A 14,291-nucleotide genomic window follows, 5' to 3' on the forward strand; every position below is an offset into this window, starting at 1 on the left:
CACCCGGGGTCTTGCCGCAAGACCCGGGGTGCGCTGTACGTTGGAAGGGGGTGAGGGGTGTGCTCCGCTGTTGCCACCGAAAACCGCATCACACCGACAGCCACCCGAGACACGAGTGGGGCCGACCCGGAATCCGGTTCGGCCCCACTGGCTCTGCTCCTCGAGGTTCCCGTGTCAGCGCGAGGTGGCGCCCCGGCGGATCAGCAGCGTGAAGCCGATGGCCGCCAGCGACATCACGCTCAACATCACGATGACGGCATTGAGGCCGCTGATCGTGTTCAGGCCGCTGGCCAGGGCAGTGCTCGACAGCAGCATGGTCGCGATCGAGACGCCGATGCCGCTGCCGCCGGTGCGGACCACCGCGTTGGTGCCGGTGGCCTCGCTGGTGGCGTGCTCGGGGACCGCCTCGACGAGCAGGTTCGGCAGCGCCGTGTAGGCGAAGGCCGTGGCGACCGACACCGTGATGACCATGACCATCATCCCGGCGACGGAGTCGTGGACGAAGAAGAGCAGCACGTTGCCGATCAGGAACAGGACACTGCCGATGAGCATCGAGGTGCGGGCACCGACCGCCGCGGCGATGCGACCGCTGAGGGGGGTGCAGACGAAGCCGAACATCGAGCCGACGAACGAGAGCCACCCGGCGTTCGTCGGGGTCAGGCCCAGCCCGAACGGTGCGCTGGTGGGCGACTGGAGCACGATCGGAATGATCATCGTGGTCACGCCGATGGGGCCGATCGAGATCGCCAGGGTCGCCAGCATGGTGAGGGCGAACTTGCGGTCGGCGAACTGCCGGATGTTGACGATCGGGGACGTGGCCCGCAACTCCCACAGCACCCACAGGACCATCATCGCCAGGCCACCGAGCACCAGGCCGAGGGTCGCCGGGTCGGTCCATCCCCACGTCGTCGACTTGTTGACGCCGAGCAGCACTGCCGCGATCGCGGGCACGAAGGCGACCGCGCCGACGTAGTCCACCTTCTCCGTCGTGCCCTTCGGCGGGCGCCACGGCAGCACGAACGCGACCAGTGCGATGGCGCCGATCGCGTACACGGCCGCGACCACGAAGATCATGTGCCAGCTGGCGTGGTCGAGCATCACGCCGGCCACCAGCAGCGACGCGGAACCTGCGGCCACCGCGGAGCCGGAGATGATCGCGACCGCGACCGGAACCTTCGCCGCGGGCAGGTGCTCGCGGGCCAGGCCGATGCACAGCGGCAGGATCGCGCCCGCCACGCCCTGGATCGCCCGTCCGACGATGATGCTGCCGATGCTGTCGCCGACGGCACTGATGATCGACCCGGCCGCGGCGGCGAAGAGCAGCACGATCAGGACCCGTTCGCGGCCGTACATGTCGCCGAGCCGCCCGCACACCGCCGCCGACGCCGCCGCCACCAGCAGGAAGGCGGTCACGGCCCAGCCGACCGTGGCCGCGTTGCTGTTGAACTCCGCGATGAACGTGGGGATGGCGGCGTACACCATCGACGTCTCGAACGCGCTGATGATCTCCACCGCCACGAGAACCGCGATGATCACCCAGGCGGACCGTTGACGGTTGTATCGACCCTTCCGCGCGGTGCCGTCCGGCGCGTCGTCGACTCGGATGTGGTCTGTTGCTGTCACTGAAAACCCGTCTGCCGTCTACCGAATTCTGGCAAGCGAAAACGCCCCGCTCGCATGGCTGGAAACGGTAAAGTGCTCCGGAACTCCGAGCCCCGGACTGTCTCGGTGACCGGGACCACACCCCGTAGTCTGTTGTCATGCACTCCACATTCGGTGAAATCGGTGACGCGAAATACGTCCTGCTGACGACGTTTCGCAAGGACGGGACACCGGTGGCGACACCACTCTGGGCGGCACGGGACGAGGACCGGTTGCTGATGTGGACGGTCACCGACTCGTGGAAGGTCAAACGGATCCGCCGCAATCCCCGGGTGACGGTTGCGCCCTGCGACGTGCGCGGCAACCCGAAGGGCGAGGCGGTGGAGGCAACCGCGGAGATCCTCGACCCGCCCGGGACCGATCACGCTCGTGACGCGATCGCCAAGAGGTACGGCATCCTCGGCTGGCTCACGATGAAGGGCAGCCTGCTGCGTCGGGGGAAGGCGGGCACGGTCGGGTTGGCGGTCACCGCCGCATAGCGGCCGACACGAGTCCCCACCCGGCGGGACATCGCCCCCTTCGTCCGGCGCACCGAGTTCGCCACGTCCACCGGTTACTTGCAGTTCGCAACTAGAGTCCCGGCTGAAGCGGTCGCCGGTGTCCACGTGGCGTCGGATGGACGGCCCACCGGTGTGAGCCGGCCGCGCCCGTCATGACGAAGGGAATCACGATGCCTCGCAGGACCATCCACGGCCTTGCCCGGAAGGGCGCGACACTGGCCGCGGCCGGGGTGCTGGCCGTCGCCGCGGCCGGGGCGGCCCATGCCAACGTTCCCGCCCCGCCCGCGGCGTCGACGCCCACCGCTGCGCCGGCAGGCGCGAACGACTGGAACTGCCGCCCCGCAGCCGCGCACCCGCGACCGGTGGTGCTGGTGCACGGCACCTGGGGCAACCAGAACAACTGGGACGCGCTCGCACCCGACCTCGCCGCGCAGGGCTACTGCGTGTTCACCCTCAACTACGGGCAGGACACCTCCAGCCTGATGGGGTCGCAGCCCGGGTCATACGCCAACGGAGACATCCCGACCTCGGCGAGGGAGGTGGGCGCGTTCGTCGATCGGGTTCGCGCGGCGACCGGAGTCGCACAGGTGGATGTGGTTGCGCATTCCCAAGGCGGGGTGGTCGCCCGGCACTACCTGAAGTTCGAGGGTGGCGCCGCCACCGACCCGGCGGAGAACAAGGTGCGCACCCTGGTGACCGTCGCCGCCACCAATCACGGCACCACCATGTCCGGACTCTCGGAGCTCGCGAAGACCTTCCCGCAGTTCACCGGAGACGTGGAGGGGATCGTCGGGAAGGCCGCGGTCCAGCAGCTGGTCGGCAGCCCGATCATCACCTCGCTCAACGACGGCGGGGACACCCTGCCGGGCATCGACTACACCGTGGCCGCCAGCCACGCGGACAGGATCTCCACCCCGCCGGAGGCAACCTTCCTGACCGCCGGGCCGGGCGCCACCGTGCGCAACGTGTGGCTGCAGGATCTGTGCCCGGCCGACACCACCGACCACGGCAGCCTGCCGAGCTCGCCGACCGTCGCGCACGTCGTCAAGTCCGCCCTCGACCCGTCCTACGTCGGCGACGCCTGCTCCGGTCGGTGACAGCGCCCTGGTGAGGGACCCGTCCGGCTCGGGCCGGACGTTCCCCTCACCAGGCGCCGAGATGCCGCGCCGGAGAGGTCAGGACTGGCTGCTGCCGAACAGGTCGGCGCTGCCGGAGCTGCCCGCGTCGGAACTGCCCGCGCTACCGGAATCGGAGCTGCCTGCGCTGCCGGTGTCCGAGCTGCCGCTGTCGGAGCTGCCACTCACGACGTACGCCGAATCGAAGGACACCTTGAGCTTGGCGCGATAGCCGGGCGAGGAGAGGCCGAGGGTTCCTCCGGCCGGAACCAGGGACGAGCCGCCACCGCCGCCCGCGGTACCGCCACCGCCGCCGTACAGGCCGCCGCCGCCACCGCCGCCGCCGACGCCGCCGGATCCACCTGCGCCGAGCACCCCAGCAGTGCCGCCGAGACCCGCTGCGCCACCGGCACTGTCGGTGCCGGCGAGGCCGCCGCTGGGGGCGTCCGCACCGGCGTCACCGCCGGCGCCGAGGCCGGCGCCTCCGCCGCCTCCCGCCACGACGAGACGACCCGCGAGCGCCGCCGCACCCTCGTCGAGTGAGGCGGTGCTGAGCGCGGAGTATCCGCCGCCGCGGTTCGTGCCGGTTCCGCCGCCGCTCCCGATCACCACGTACAGGGTCGAGCCGGGAGTGACCGCAATGTCACCCTCGACGAGTGCGCCTCGGCCTCCCCGTGCACCACCGCCGCTGCCTCCTTCCGCGACCACGTGCATGGTGGTCACGTCGTGCGGAACCTCCAGGAAGAACTCTTCGATTCCGGAGGAACTGTCGTATGCGCAGGTCGTGCTGCCGTTCGCCGACCCGCACCCGGTGCTCGCGGCAGGCTGCGCCGACACACCCCCAGCGCCCAGGAGTCCCGCGGAGGTACATGCGACGGCCACCACGGCGGCCATCCGCGCGGGCCTGCGCCCCCGCACCTGTTCCCGTCGACTGCCGACACGACCGATCATCAACCGCACCTCACTCATTCACGTCCATGCCGGAGCGGACGCCACCGGCGGCCGGAAGCATGACACGGAATGCCCTCGCGGACACCGTGAATCGGAATTGATGATTCGCCCAGATTGGTTAGCTAGTCTTCGTTAAACCCGCGAAGCCGATTGAGTTCTCGCCGTTCACGTTTCGTCGGACGGCCCGTCCCGCGGTCACGCTGGGGAACGGCCAGCAACACCTCTCGGGGCGGCGGAGGGGGAGACTTGTCGATCAGGCAGAGCGCGGCCTCGGGCGCGCCGACCCGCTTACGGACCAGTCGGGTTACGACCACGATCCGTTCCCGGCCGCCGACCCGCATCCGAATCTCGTCGTCGACCCGGACGAGTTGCGCTGGTTTCGCGGAGACCCCGTTCACGCGGACATGCCCCGACCGGCAGGCCGCGGCCGCCGCCGATCGGGTCTTGAACAGCCGCACCGACCACACCCAGCTGTCGAGCCGCACACCCGAGGATTCAGACACGCCCACCAGGGTACCGAGGGCTCATGGCCTGCCGAATCGTGCCAGGCTCACCGGCCGCATGCACATGCCGAGCAGCTCGCGATCCCACCATCGCCCGCTCGCTCGCCGGGTCCGCCGATCGGTGAACCGGTACTCGTAGAGCCGGGCCCGCACGAACCGGGGTGGATCGTCCGGGAACGGGTTGCGGCGCAGCAGTTTCAGGGTGTCTCGGTCGTTCTCGAGCAGGCGGCGCACGAATCCCCCGAACCAGCGGTCACCGTAGCCGGGTGAGATCGCGGCGAACCACATCAGCCAGTCCAGACGCAGGTGGTACGGCGCGAACTGACGCGGCCGCCGAGCCGGGTCGCCGGGTTTTCCCTTGAATTCGTACTCGCGCCACTCGGAAGCCGGGGTGATCGCCTCGTCGGCGGTGCCCTCGACGACGATCTCGGTACGCACGCGGGTGACGGAACCGAACGCGCCGTAGGTGTTGACCAGGTGCCAGTGGTTGAACGACGCGTTCATCAACTGGTGGTGTCCGAGCATGTTGCGGACCGGCCACCAGCTCAGCACCACGACACCCGCCGTCAGAGCGAGGGTGGCGATCGTGAACCACAGTGGCGCCGGGGAGGTCTCGGGAATCTCGACGGGCAGCAGCCGATCCAGCATCGCGTCGGGCAGCACCGAGCAGGCGAGCACGATGGCCAGCCAGTTGAGCCAGGAGAAGTTCCCGCTCGCCACCAGCCAGAGCTGCGTCAAGATCATCACCGTCGCCGCGCCCGCCGCCACCGGCTGAGGCGCGAACAGCAGGAAAGGCACCACCAGTTGGGTGACATGGTTGCCCGCCGCCTCGACCCGGTGCAGCGGCCGCGGAAGATGATGGAAGTACCAGCTCAACGGTCCGGGCATCGGCTGGGTCTCGTGGTGGTAGTACAGGCAGGTCAGCCGGCGCCAGCACGGATCGCCGCGGATCTTGATCAATCCGGCCCCGAACTCGAGCCGCAACAGCAGCCACCTCAGCAGCAGCATCACCACCACGGGCGGCGCGATCGCCGCATTGCCGACGAAGATCGCCAGGAACCCGGTCTCCAGCAGCAGCGACTCCCATCCGAAGCCGTACCAGAGCTGACCGACGTTGACGATCGACAGATACAGCACCCACATCAGCAGCCACACCAGCATGGACACCGGCAGCGGCAGCCGCGCGGTCACCCCGGCGACAGTGACGGCCGCCAACCCGGCACCCACCCAGGCCGCGGACGCATAGCAACGGTCGGAGTAGTACCAGTGGAAGATGCTCGGAGACCCGCGAAACGACGATGCGGCCAGGTAATCGGGGATGGGCAGCATTCCCTCGCTGCCCAGTAGTGCACGGAACTGGCTGGCCGCGGCGACGAAGGCGACGAGATAGATGACCGCGAGCCCTTCCGTGAAGAGCCATCGGCCGAGGTATCCGACTCCGAACCAGTCCATCACCGTCACCGCGCCCAGATCGGACGGTACTCCGTCTGTGCTCAGGTGACGGAGACGACCACACCGGGCGGATCCTCGACGGTGGTGACCGCGAACGGTCCGGGTGCGGTGGACAGTCCGATGAACGACTGGGTGACGGCGTCGGTACCCACACCGCGACCCGGAAGCAGGAACAGTTCGGTGACGACGGACCCTGGCGGTCCCGGCAGGGGATTCCGCCGGTCGTGGACGGGCGCGCCGGGTGGCGGTGCAGCAGCGGTGCCCATGATGTCCACCTGCAGGATGGCGCGCCCGGACACCGGAATCGGCGCGCCGCCACCGTGCGGAACGGCCTCGGCGACGTAGCCGACCTTCCAGAACAGGGTGCCGTCGCCGGCGAATCGGAGTACGACGCGATTCCCCTCGACCGTCACCTCGGCGACCGCTGCGGTCGAGACCCACGGCCCCGGATCGGCGGCATCGGGTCCAGAGGTCGGCACGACCACCGTCGGCGGCGACTCCGGCGCCGAGCCCACCCGGAGGTGACCGGACTGCTCGACGGGCGCGGGACTCACCCATCCGGGGTTGTCGGACCTGGGTGCGGTGTCCGCGCCGCATCCGACAACGCCGAGCAGACACGCAGCGACTGCGGCAAGCGCTGCGTCCCTGGTGCCCGTCACGGCTCCTGACCCCTGCCCACGAGAAGTACGCCGGCCACCCCGGCCATCGTGAACACCACCGCGGACGCCATCGCCCACTGCCCGATGAGCAAGCCCCCGAACACGATCGATCCGAGGGTGCCGACGGCACCCACCCCGAGCAACACCACCCCGAAAACAGTCACCGGACGACTCATGGCCACCGCCCCTCCTCGTGTGCACCAGATCGTAGCCATCCGGGAACAGGTGGCCGATCACCCCGGGCGTCATGATCGTTCGCGCGGTTGTCGGTGGCGCCACCGCATCGACGGATCCGGGCACGGGCTCATCCCTGGACGGTACGCATCAGGACCGATGCCGATCCTCGACCAGCGGGCGCTGGACGTGATCGTGTCGCTACCTCGGGTGTGATGCGCGCAGCGACGTGTCCAGTGCGCTCATGAGCTGCGCCGTGCGGTTCCTGCCGGTCGGGGCGAGCGGATACCGGCTGAGCACGTCGACCAGGTGCGGCGTCGCTCGTTGCCGGACCTGCTCGATCACCATGTCTCCGATCGCAGGATCGCCGCCCGAGATCAACTCGGCGACCCGCGCGGCACTCGCAGCCGCACGCAGGATGTGGCCGACCTGGGTGGCCTTCGCGATCGGGTGCAGGTAGGCGGCGGCAGCGGCGTCACCGGCGGCCCGGGCAGCGAGACGAGCGGCCTCGGTGCCCGCATCCCTGGCCGCGCGGTGCGCGTCCAGCGCGGTGACGCGCTGCAGCCTGGTCCTGTTCGCGCCGTGAACGAATTCCCATGCCGCGTCGAGTGCCGCACGTGGGCGACGATCACCCGGCACGGCAGCCTCGAACACCGGGAGGAGGTCGTCGGCGCACTCCGCAGCGAACCGCGCGACGACGCGCAGGTCGTCGATCGTCAGCTCGAAATCACCGGCCGCGTCGGGCATCGACTCGTCCGCCCGGTCAGCCCAGCGCGTCGACGTACAGCCAACGGCCGTGCTCGCGAACGAACCGGCTGTGCTCGTGCAGGGAGTCGCGTTCACGTCCGTACCGGTAGTGGGCGACGAACTCGACGGTCCCGGCGGATTCGAGCGGGCTGCCGCCCGACCGGCCGAGAATGTCGAGGCGCACCCATTGCTGGTCGGGATCCAGGTCGAGGGATGGCGGGCGGGTGCTCGGATGCCAGGTACGCCGAAGGTAGTCGGCGTCGCCGACCGCGAACGCCGAGTACCGCGACCGCATCAGCGCTTCCGCGGTCGGCGCCTCGGCCGCACCGGAGTGGAACCGGCCGCAGCACGCCCCGTAGGTCTCCCCGCTCAGGCACGGACAGCGGGAACCGTCGGTGACGCTCACTGCGCCGCACTCACGGAGGACATGTGGAAGTCCGGGATCCGCAATGGCGGCATCGCGGTGCGGGTGAACCAGTCCTTCCACTCACGCGGCAGCGTCGGCTCGGTGGCACCCGCCTCGGTCACCCGGCGCAGCAGGTCGAGGGGACTTTCGTTGAAACGGAAGTTGTTCACCGCGCCGGTCACCTCGCCGTCCTCGACGAGGTACACACCGTCGCGGGTCAGCCCCGTCAGCAGCAGCGTCGTCGGGTCGACCTCGCGGATGTACCACAGCGTCGTCAGCAGCAGTCCCCGCTCGGTGCGGGCGACCATCTCGTCCAGTGTGCCCTTGCCACCGCCGGTGAGCAGCAGGTTGTCGCCCGGCACCGCGACCGGTGCATCGAACTCGCGGGCCGCGTGCCGGGGATAGGCGAGCGCGTTGATCACGCCGTCGCGGATCCAGTCGACCCGGGACGCGTCCATGCCGTTGTCGAACACGGACACCGTCTCGCTCGAGGTGGCGGTCGCGACGAACGGGGCGTACGTCAACCCGGGGGAGTGCGGATCGGAGAACAGGGTGAGCGGGATGTCGGTGAGCCGTTCCCCGACACGGGTGCCTCCGGCCCGCGACAGGGCGGTGTGCCCCTCCTGCGCGCCGCGGCCCTCCATCGTCCACATCAGGTAGATCATCAGGTCCGCGACCGCGGAGGGAGGGAGCAGCGTCTCGTACCGTCCCGCAGGGAGCTGCACCGTCCGCTTCGCCCAATCCAGCCGGGTACTCAACTGCGCCAACAGGTTCGACACGTCGACGTCGGCGAAGTCCAGGGTGCCCGCGCCCACCCAGGCGCTGGCGTCCCCACGTTTGCCGTTGATCTCCACCGAACCGGTAGGCTGGGTGAACCGCCGCCGCACGCCCGTCGTGGTTCCGAGCCAGGTGGAATGCAATTGGTGGTGAGCGAACCCGTACAACCGGTCCGCACCGTCGAAACCAGCGGTCAGTGCGTCGGCGAGACCGGCGAACACCTCGACTCGGGTCTCCGCCGGACCGTCGGCCCAGCCGGCGTCGGTTCCGTTGCCGGGCTGCACGAGTTCCATCGCGTCCTCGGCGGGGCGGGCGCTGCGCGCCGCACCCTCGGCCGCCTGCACCACACCCCGGATCGAATCCGGGTCGACGCTCGACGACGTCACCGATCCCACTCGCGCCCGGTCACCGTCCCGGACGATCGCGACGACGGTCCAGGTGCGTGAGCGGGAATCGCCGTTGGTCGTCATCGAACTTCCCGCCCACCGCAGCGCGGTCTCGGCGGCGTCGGTGACGATCACCATCGCCTCGTCGACGGTGACCAGCGACAACGCCTTCTCGATCAGTTCCTGAGCGGGGATCACCGGCCGGCCTCCTGACGGGTGTTGAGCACGTTCACGCCGCGGAACAGGGCCGACGGGCAACCGTGACTGACCGCGGCCACCTGACCCGGCTGCGCCTTGCCGCAGTTGAAGGCGCCACCGAGTCGCCACGTCGAGGGTCCGCCGACGGCCTCCATCGCCCCCCAGAAGTCAGTCGTGGTCGCCTGGTAGGCGACGTCGCGGAGCTGGCCGTCCAGCTTGCCGTCCCGGATCCGGAAGAACCGCTGGCCGGTGAACTGGAAGTTGTAGCGCTGCATGTCGATCGACCAGCTCTTGTCGCCGACGACGTAGACGCCGTCCTCGACACGGGAGATCAGCTCCTCGGTGCTCACGTCCCGTTCCGGATCCGGTTGCAGCGACACGTTCGCCATCCGCTGGATCGGCACGTGGTGCGGGGAGTCCGCGTACGAGCAGCCGTTGGACCGTGCCAGCCCCAGCCGCGGCGCGAACACCCGGTCCAGCTGGTAGCCGACGAGAATCCCGTCGCGCACCAGATCCCACCTCTGGCCGGACACCCCGTCGTCGTCGTAGCCGACGGTCGCCAGACCGTGCAGCTGCGTGCGGTCCGCGGTCACGTGCATGACCGGGGTGCCGTAGCGCAGGGTGCCGAGCTGGTCCGGGGTCGCGAACGACGTGCCCGCATACGCGGCCTCGTAGCCGATCGCCCGGTCGTATTCGGTGGCGTGGCCGACCGATTCGTGGATCGTCAACCACAGGTTCGTCGGATCGATCACCAGGTCCGTCGGGCCGGCGGTCACCGACGGCGCCTTCACCTTCTCCGCCAGCCACTCCGGGATCCGGGCCAGCTCGGTGTCCCAGTCCCAGCCGTCGCCGCGCAGGTACTCCCAGCCGCGCCCCACCGGGGGAGCGAGGGTGCGCATCGTCTCGAAACTGCCCGCCTCCGCATCGACCGCCGTCGCCTCGAGTTCGGGATGCAGCCGCACCCGCTGCTGCGTGATCCGTGACCCGGCCAGATCCGCGTAGTACGTCTGTTCCTTGACCTGCAGCACACTCGCGGTCACGTGGTCGACGCCGTCCGCCCCGGACAACCGTCCCGAGTACTCGGTCAGCAACTCGACCTTCTCTGCGGTCGGCACCGCGAAGGGGTCCACCCCGTACTCGGAGACCCACACCGCGTCCCGGTACACCGCTTCGTCGGCCAGGTCGACCGGGTCCCGGTTCAGGGAACGCAGCGCCCGCGCCACCTGCACCGCACGGTTCGCGGTGCGCGCCGCGGCCTCGACCGTCAGCTCGGCGTGCGAGGCGAAACCCCAGGTGCCGTCGACGATCACCCGCACCGCCAGCCCGAGCTCGTCACCGTCGACCACGGATTGGACCGCGCCGTCCCGCAACCGCATCGACTGGGTCCGTAACCGGTGGACCCGCAGGTCGGCGTGACTCGCCCCGGCCGTGTGTGCGGCGGACAGTGCCGCGTCGGTGAGCGCCGCCAGTGGCAGCGCCAGGAAATCCGGATCGACGTCGTGTGTTCCCACCCGGTCAACCTAGCCGAACGGTGCGATTCGCTCCGCAGGCTGCGCTCACAACTGCTGCCAACCCAGCCGGATCACCATGACCACGACCACCACCAGGAGCACGATCCGGATGAAGCCGGCTCCCTTCGCCAGCGCCATCCGCGCCCCGAGGACCGCGCCGATCACGTTGCACGCCGCCATCGTCAGCCCGAGAGCCCACCAGACGTTGCCGGTGACCGCGAAGTACACCAGGGCACCGACATTGGAGCCGAGGTTGATCACCTTCGCCATCGCGGCGCTACGCACGAACTCGGTGCCGAGCATCACCGCGAACGTGATGATCAGGAACGTGCCGGTGCCCGGACCGAAGAGGCCGTCGTAGAAGCCGAGTGCGCCACCGGCGACCAAGACGGTGGTGATCACCCTCAGTCGCGTCGGCCGGTGCTTCGCGAGGGTGGTGCCGACGGTCGGCCGCAGCGTCACGAACACCGCCACCGCCACCAGCAGCACCATGATGATCGGGATGAACAGGTCCTTGTCGATCAGCGACACCGTCGCCGCCCCGAGCGCCGAGAAGACTGCGGCGAGCAGCGCGGCGGGGACCAGCAGCCGCCATTCGAGCCGGACCTTGCGGGCGAACGTGACCACGGCGGCCGCGGTGCCGTTGACAGCCGTCAACTTGTTGGTGGCCAGCGCTTCCTGCGGCGTCATCTGCGGCATGGTCAGCAGGATCACCGACAGCAGGATCAGCCCGCCGCCGCCGACCACGGCGTCCACCCAGCCCGCGGCCATCGCCGCGGCCATCAGCACACCCCAGTCGGTCCACGGCACCAGGTCACCCAATCACAGACCCGGTCGCCACGTCGGTGCGGACGCACTCGGCCGATCCGTCAGGACGGTGCGCGGGGCAGCCTCAACACCAGCCGGACGCCGCCGAGCGGACTGTCCTCGAACCATGCGGCGCCGCCGTGCAACTGCGCCTGCTGACGGATCAGCGCCAGGCCCAGCCCTGAGCCGTCCGGCGCCGCGGTGGTGCCGCGGCGGAATCGTTCGAACAGCGCCTCACGCTCATCCGTCGGTACACCGGTGCCGTCGTCGGTCACCGCGATGTACACCGCGTCGCGACCGTCCCGGGCGCCGATCTCGATCACCCGCGCCCCGCCGTGCCGGACCGCGTTGGAGACGGCGTTGTCCACGGCCAGCCGCAGCCCCGCGGGCAGGCCGATGACCGTCAGTGTCGACGGCACGTCCAGGCCGATGTCCACCCCGCTGTGGATGCGGGTCGCGTCCTGCGCGGCTCGGTCCAGCAACTCGGCCAGATCGACCGGCACGAAGTCGGCACCCGACGTCAGGTCACCGGCCGCGAGCCGTTCCAGCGCACCGAGAGTGGCCTCCGCCCGCCGCTGCGTACGCAACGTGTCGGCGAGGATCTCCTGGCGGGTGGACGCAGGCAGGTCCATCGTCGTCGCGACCTCGAGATTCGTGCGCATCGCGGTCAACGGGGTCCGCAACTCGTGGGCGGACGCGGCCGCGAAGTCACGGGCCGTCTCCAGCGCAGACTTCGTGCGGGCGCGCTCGGCCGCATTGGCCTCGAGCAGCTGCCGCAGCGCCGCGGCCAGCTCCTCGGCTTCCTGCGCCCCCGACCCCTGTGGCGGCGGCGCCGCGGAATCGACGCCGAGCCGCCTCGTCTGTTCCGCGAGCTTGCGCAGCGGCGCGATCGCGACCCCGGCGAACAGCCACCCCAACGCGGCCGCCACGAGGACCGCGCCGACACCGACGACCACCGTCCACCGGTGCAGCCCGGCGATCGTCGACCGGGCCGGGGCGGTCGGCGCACCGACCGAGATCGTCGCGCCGAGCCCACTGATCACCTCGACCGTCCGCACACGGTAGTGCGTCCCGTCCACCGTCGAGTCACTCCAACCTGCCTGCGACGGCGGAAGTGTCGCGGCGGTCGTCGACACCACCAGCCCGCCCGCGCGCAGCGTGCCCGCGTAATCCGGTGGCAGCGGCAGCGGTCCCTGCAGGACCCGCAGGCTGGTCAGGTTCGCCGCCGTCACCTGGGTGACCGAATCGAGCTTGGCGTCGAACTGCGAGGTGATCTGGCGTTCGATACCGATCCAGGCGACCCCACCGAGCAGCAACACGACCAGCGCGGTCCCGAACGCTGCGGCCGCAGTCACCCGCAGCCGCAGCGAGACCGGTCCCCGGTGCGTGGTCATCCGTCTCTGAGGACGAACCCGACCCCGCGCACGGTGTGCAGCACTCGGGGTGCGCCGCCGAACTCCAACTTGCGCCGCAGGTAGCTGACGAACACGTCCACCACGTTCGTCTCGGTCTCGAAGTCGTATCCCCACACCGACTCGAGCAGGGTTTCCCGGCTGAGCACGATCCCACGATTCTCGGCCAGCGCCGCGAGCAGGTCGAACTCCCGCTTGGTCAGCTGCACCGTCGTGCCGTCGACGTCGACGCTGCGGCCCAACAGGTCGACCGTGAGCGGTCCGACGTGGACCGTCCCACCAGGGTGTGCGTCGACCGGACCCGGCCGCCGCCGCAGCAGGGCGCGGATCCGCGCGACCAGCTCGCCGAACTCGTACGGCTTCACCAGGTAGTCGTCCGCGCCTGCCTCGAGGCCCGCGATCCGGTCGCCGACCGCACTGCGTGCGCTCAGCACACACACCGGCACATCGTTCTTCATCGCGCGCAACGCGGTGACCACCCCAACCCCGTCGAGCACGGGGAGAGTGAGATCGAGCACGATCAGGTCCGGATCGTGCACGTCGACGGCACGCAGAGCGGCCGCCCCGTCCGCTGCCGTGCAGACCGCGAAATCGGACAGTTCGAGTCCGCGCCGCAGCGCGGTCAGGACGTCCGAATCGTCCTCGACGATCAGTACCTTGTGGACGGCAACCACTTCCTCATCTTGCAGTGCCACGCCCGTCAGCGCCGGGCTATGCGGCCTCGGCTGCCGGCTGGGGGTTCAGCAGGCACTCCACCGCGTCGGACCACTCGCGGAAACCTTCGGTCCACTGCTGCGCCGGTTCGGTGGCGAAAAACAGGACATCGACCTCGACTTCGGGCGTGGCACCGGGCAGCACGGATGCCATCCACCCGCGGCCGGGCTCGGTGACGAGCACCTCTCGGCAGTTCCGCTCATCCGCGACGATCACGGCCAGCCCTCGGCTGCGCAACTCGGCGGTGGTCGTGGTGATGCAGTGCCGATCCCGGCTCGTCTTCAGAATGTTCGACATGACGCCTCCCTGCCTCGAAA

Annotated in this window: 16 protein-coding genes; 2 read left to right on the forward strand and 14 right to left on the reverse strand. The window is 69.9% G+C overall.

Going from position 1 to position 14,291, the window contains the following annotated elements; translation table 11 throughout:
* Positions 1-174: 174 nt before the first annotated feature.
* Positions 175-1,536, reverse strand: a complete 1,362-nt coding sequence (locus ACWEPG_RS04830) for an MFS transporter (RefSeq protein WP_452594071.1) — start codon at positions 1,534-1,536, stop codon at positions 175-177.
* A 224-nt stretch (positions 1,537-1,760) separates the two neighbouring features.
* On the opposite strand from ACWEPG_RS04830, the gene ACWEPG_RS04835 reads away from it, so the two are divergent.
* Complete coding sequence (locus ACWEPG_RS04835; RefSeq protein ID WP_450115974.1) at positions 1,761-2,141, forward strand: PPOX class F420-dependent oxidoreductase; 381 nt, start codon at positions 1,761-1,763, stop codon at positions 2,139-2,141.
* 191 nt (positions 2,142-2,332) lie between these two features.
* Positions 2,333-3,259 carry an esterase/lipase family protein gene (locus ACWEPG_RS04840; protein WP_450115975.1) on the forward strand — a complete coding sequence of 309 codons (927 nt, stop codon included), beginning with the start codon at positions 2,333-2,335 and terminating at the stop codon, positions 3,257-3,259.
* Positions 3,260-3,337: 78 nt separating this feature from the next.
* On the opposite strand, the gene ACWEPG_RS04845 is transcribed toward ACWEPG_RS04840, so the two are convergent.
* The 13 genes from ACWEPG_RS04845 to ACWEPG_RS04905 all read right to left on the reverse strand — a co-directional run bounded on the left by ACWEPG_RS04845 (position 3,338) and on the right by ACWEPG_RS04905 (position 14,271).
* Positions 3,338-4,246, reverse strand: coding sequence for a hypothetical protein (locus ACWEPG_RS04845; RefSeq protein ID WP_450115976.1), 909 nt, complete (start codon positions 4,244-4,246; stop codon positions 3,338-3,340).
* A 104-nt stretch (positions 4,247-4,350) separates the two neighbouring features.
* Positions 4,351-4,731 carry an RNA-binding S4 domain-containing protein gene (locus ACWEPG_RS04850; protein ID WP_450115977.1) on the reverse strand — a complete coding sequence of 127 codons (381 nt, stop codon included), beginning with the start codon at positions 4,729-4,731 and terminating at the stop codon, positions 4,351-4,353.
* Between the two features lie 21 nt (positions 4,732-4,752).
* Positions 4,753-6,183 carry a lipase maturation factor family protein gene (locus ACWEPG_RS04855; protein WP_450115978.1) on the reverse strand — a complete coding sequence of 477 codons (1,431 nt, stop codon included), beginning with the start codon at positions 6,181-6,183 and terminating at the stop codon, positions 4,753-4,755.
* A 41-nt stretch (positions 6,184-6,224) separates the two neighbouring features.
* Entirely contained in the window at positions 6,225-6,842 is a 618-nt protein-coding gene (locus ACWEPG_RS04860) for an AMIN-like domain-containing (lipo)protein (RefSeq protein WP_452593989.1), read from the reverse strand.
* Positions 6,839-7,018 (reverse strand): hypothetical protein, encoded by a 180-nt coding sequence (locus tag ACWEPG_RS04865; protein ID WP_450115980.1) that lies wholly within the window; start codon positions 7,016-7,018, stop codon positions 6,839-6,841. Before ACWEPG_RS04865 ends, ACWEPG_RS04860 begins: the two co-directional genes overlap by 4 nt.
* 199 nt (positions 7,019-7,217) lie before the next feature.
* Positions 7,218-7,763 (reverse strand): putative immunity protein, encoded by a 546-nt coding sequence (locus tag ACWEPG_RS04870; protein WP_450115981.1) that lies wholly within the window; start codon positions 7,761-7,763, stop codon positions 7,218-7,220.
* Positions 7,764-7,779: 16 nt separating this feature from the next.
* Positions 7,780-8,169, reverse strand: a complete 390-nt coding sequence (locus ACWEPG_RS04875) for a YchJ family protein (protein ID WP_450115982.1) — start codon at positions 8,167-8,169, stop codon at positions 7,780-7,782.
* Positions 8,166-9,530: a metallopeptidase TldD-related protein gene (locus tag ACWEPG_RS04880; protein WP_450115983.1), complete on the reverse strand. Its 1,365-nt coding sequence runs from the start codon at positions 9,528-9,530 to the stop codon at positions 8,166-8,168. The genes ACWEPG_RS04875 and ACWEPG_RS04880 overlap by 4 nt, the downstream gene beginning before the upstream one ends.
* The gene (locus ACWEPG_RS04885) at positions 9,527-11,041 is read right to left on the reverse strand and encodes a TldD/PmbA family protein (RefSeq protein ID WP_450115984.1); all 1,515 of its coding nucleotides are present in this window, start codon (positions 11,039-11,041) and stop codon (positions 9,527-9,529) included. Before ACWEPG_RS04885 ends, ACWEPG_RS04880 begins: the two co-directional genes overlap by 4 nt.
* Before the next feature lie 45 nt (positions 11,042-11,086).
* The gene (locus ACWEPG_RS04890; RefSeq protein ID WP_450115985.1) at positions 11,087-11,851 is read right to left on the reverse strand and encodes a TSUP family transporter; all 765 of its coding nucleotides are present in this window, start codon (positions 11,849-11,851) and stop codon (positions 11,087-11,089) included.
* 59 nt (positions 11,852-11,910) lie between these two features.
* A complete protein-coding gene (locus tag ACWEPG_RS04895) occupies positions 11,911-13,242 on the reverse strand; it encodes a sensor histidine kinase (RefSeq protein WP_450115986.1) in 1,332 nt (443 codons plus the stop codon).
* Positions 13,239-13,949: a response regulator transcription factor gene (locus ACWEPG_RS04900; protein WP_450116009.1), complete on the reverse strand. Its 711-nt coding sequence runs from the start codon at positions 13,947-13,949 to the stop codon at positions 13,239-13,241. The genes ACWEPG_RS04895 and ACWEPG_RS04900 overlap by 4 nt, the downstream gene beginning before the upstream one ends.
* Before the next feature lie 22 nt (positions 13,950-13,971).
* Positions 13,972-14,271 carry a hypothetical protein gene (locus tag ACWEPG_RS04905; protein ID WP_450115987.1) on the reverse strand — a complete coding sequence of 100 codons (300 nt, stop codon included), beginning with the start codon at positions 14,269-14,271 and terminating at the stop codon, positions 13,972-13,974.
* Between the last annotated feature and the right edge of the window lie 20 nt (positions 14,272-14,291).

It is taken from the genome of Rhodococcus sp. NPDC004095 (genome assembly GCF_053604015.1).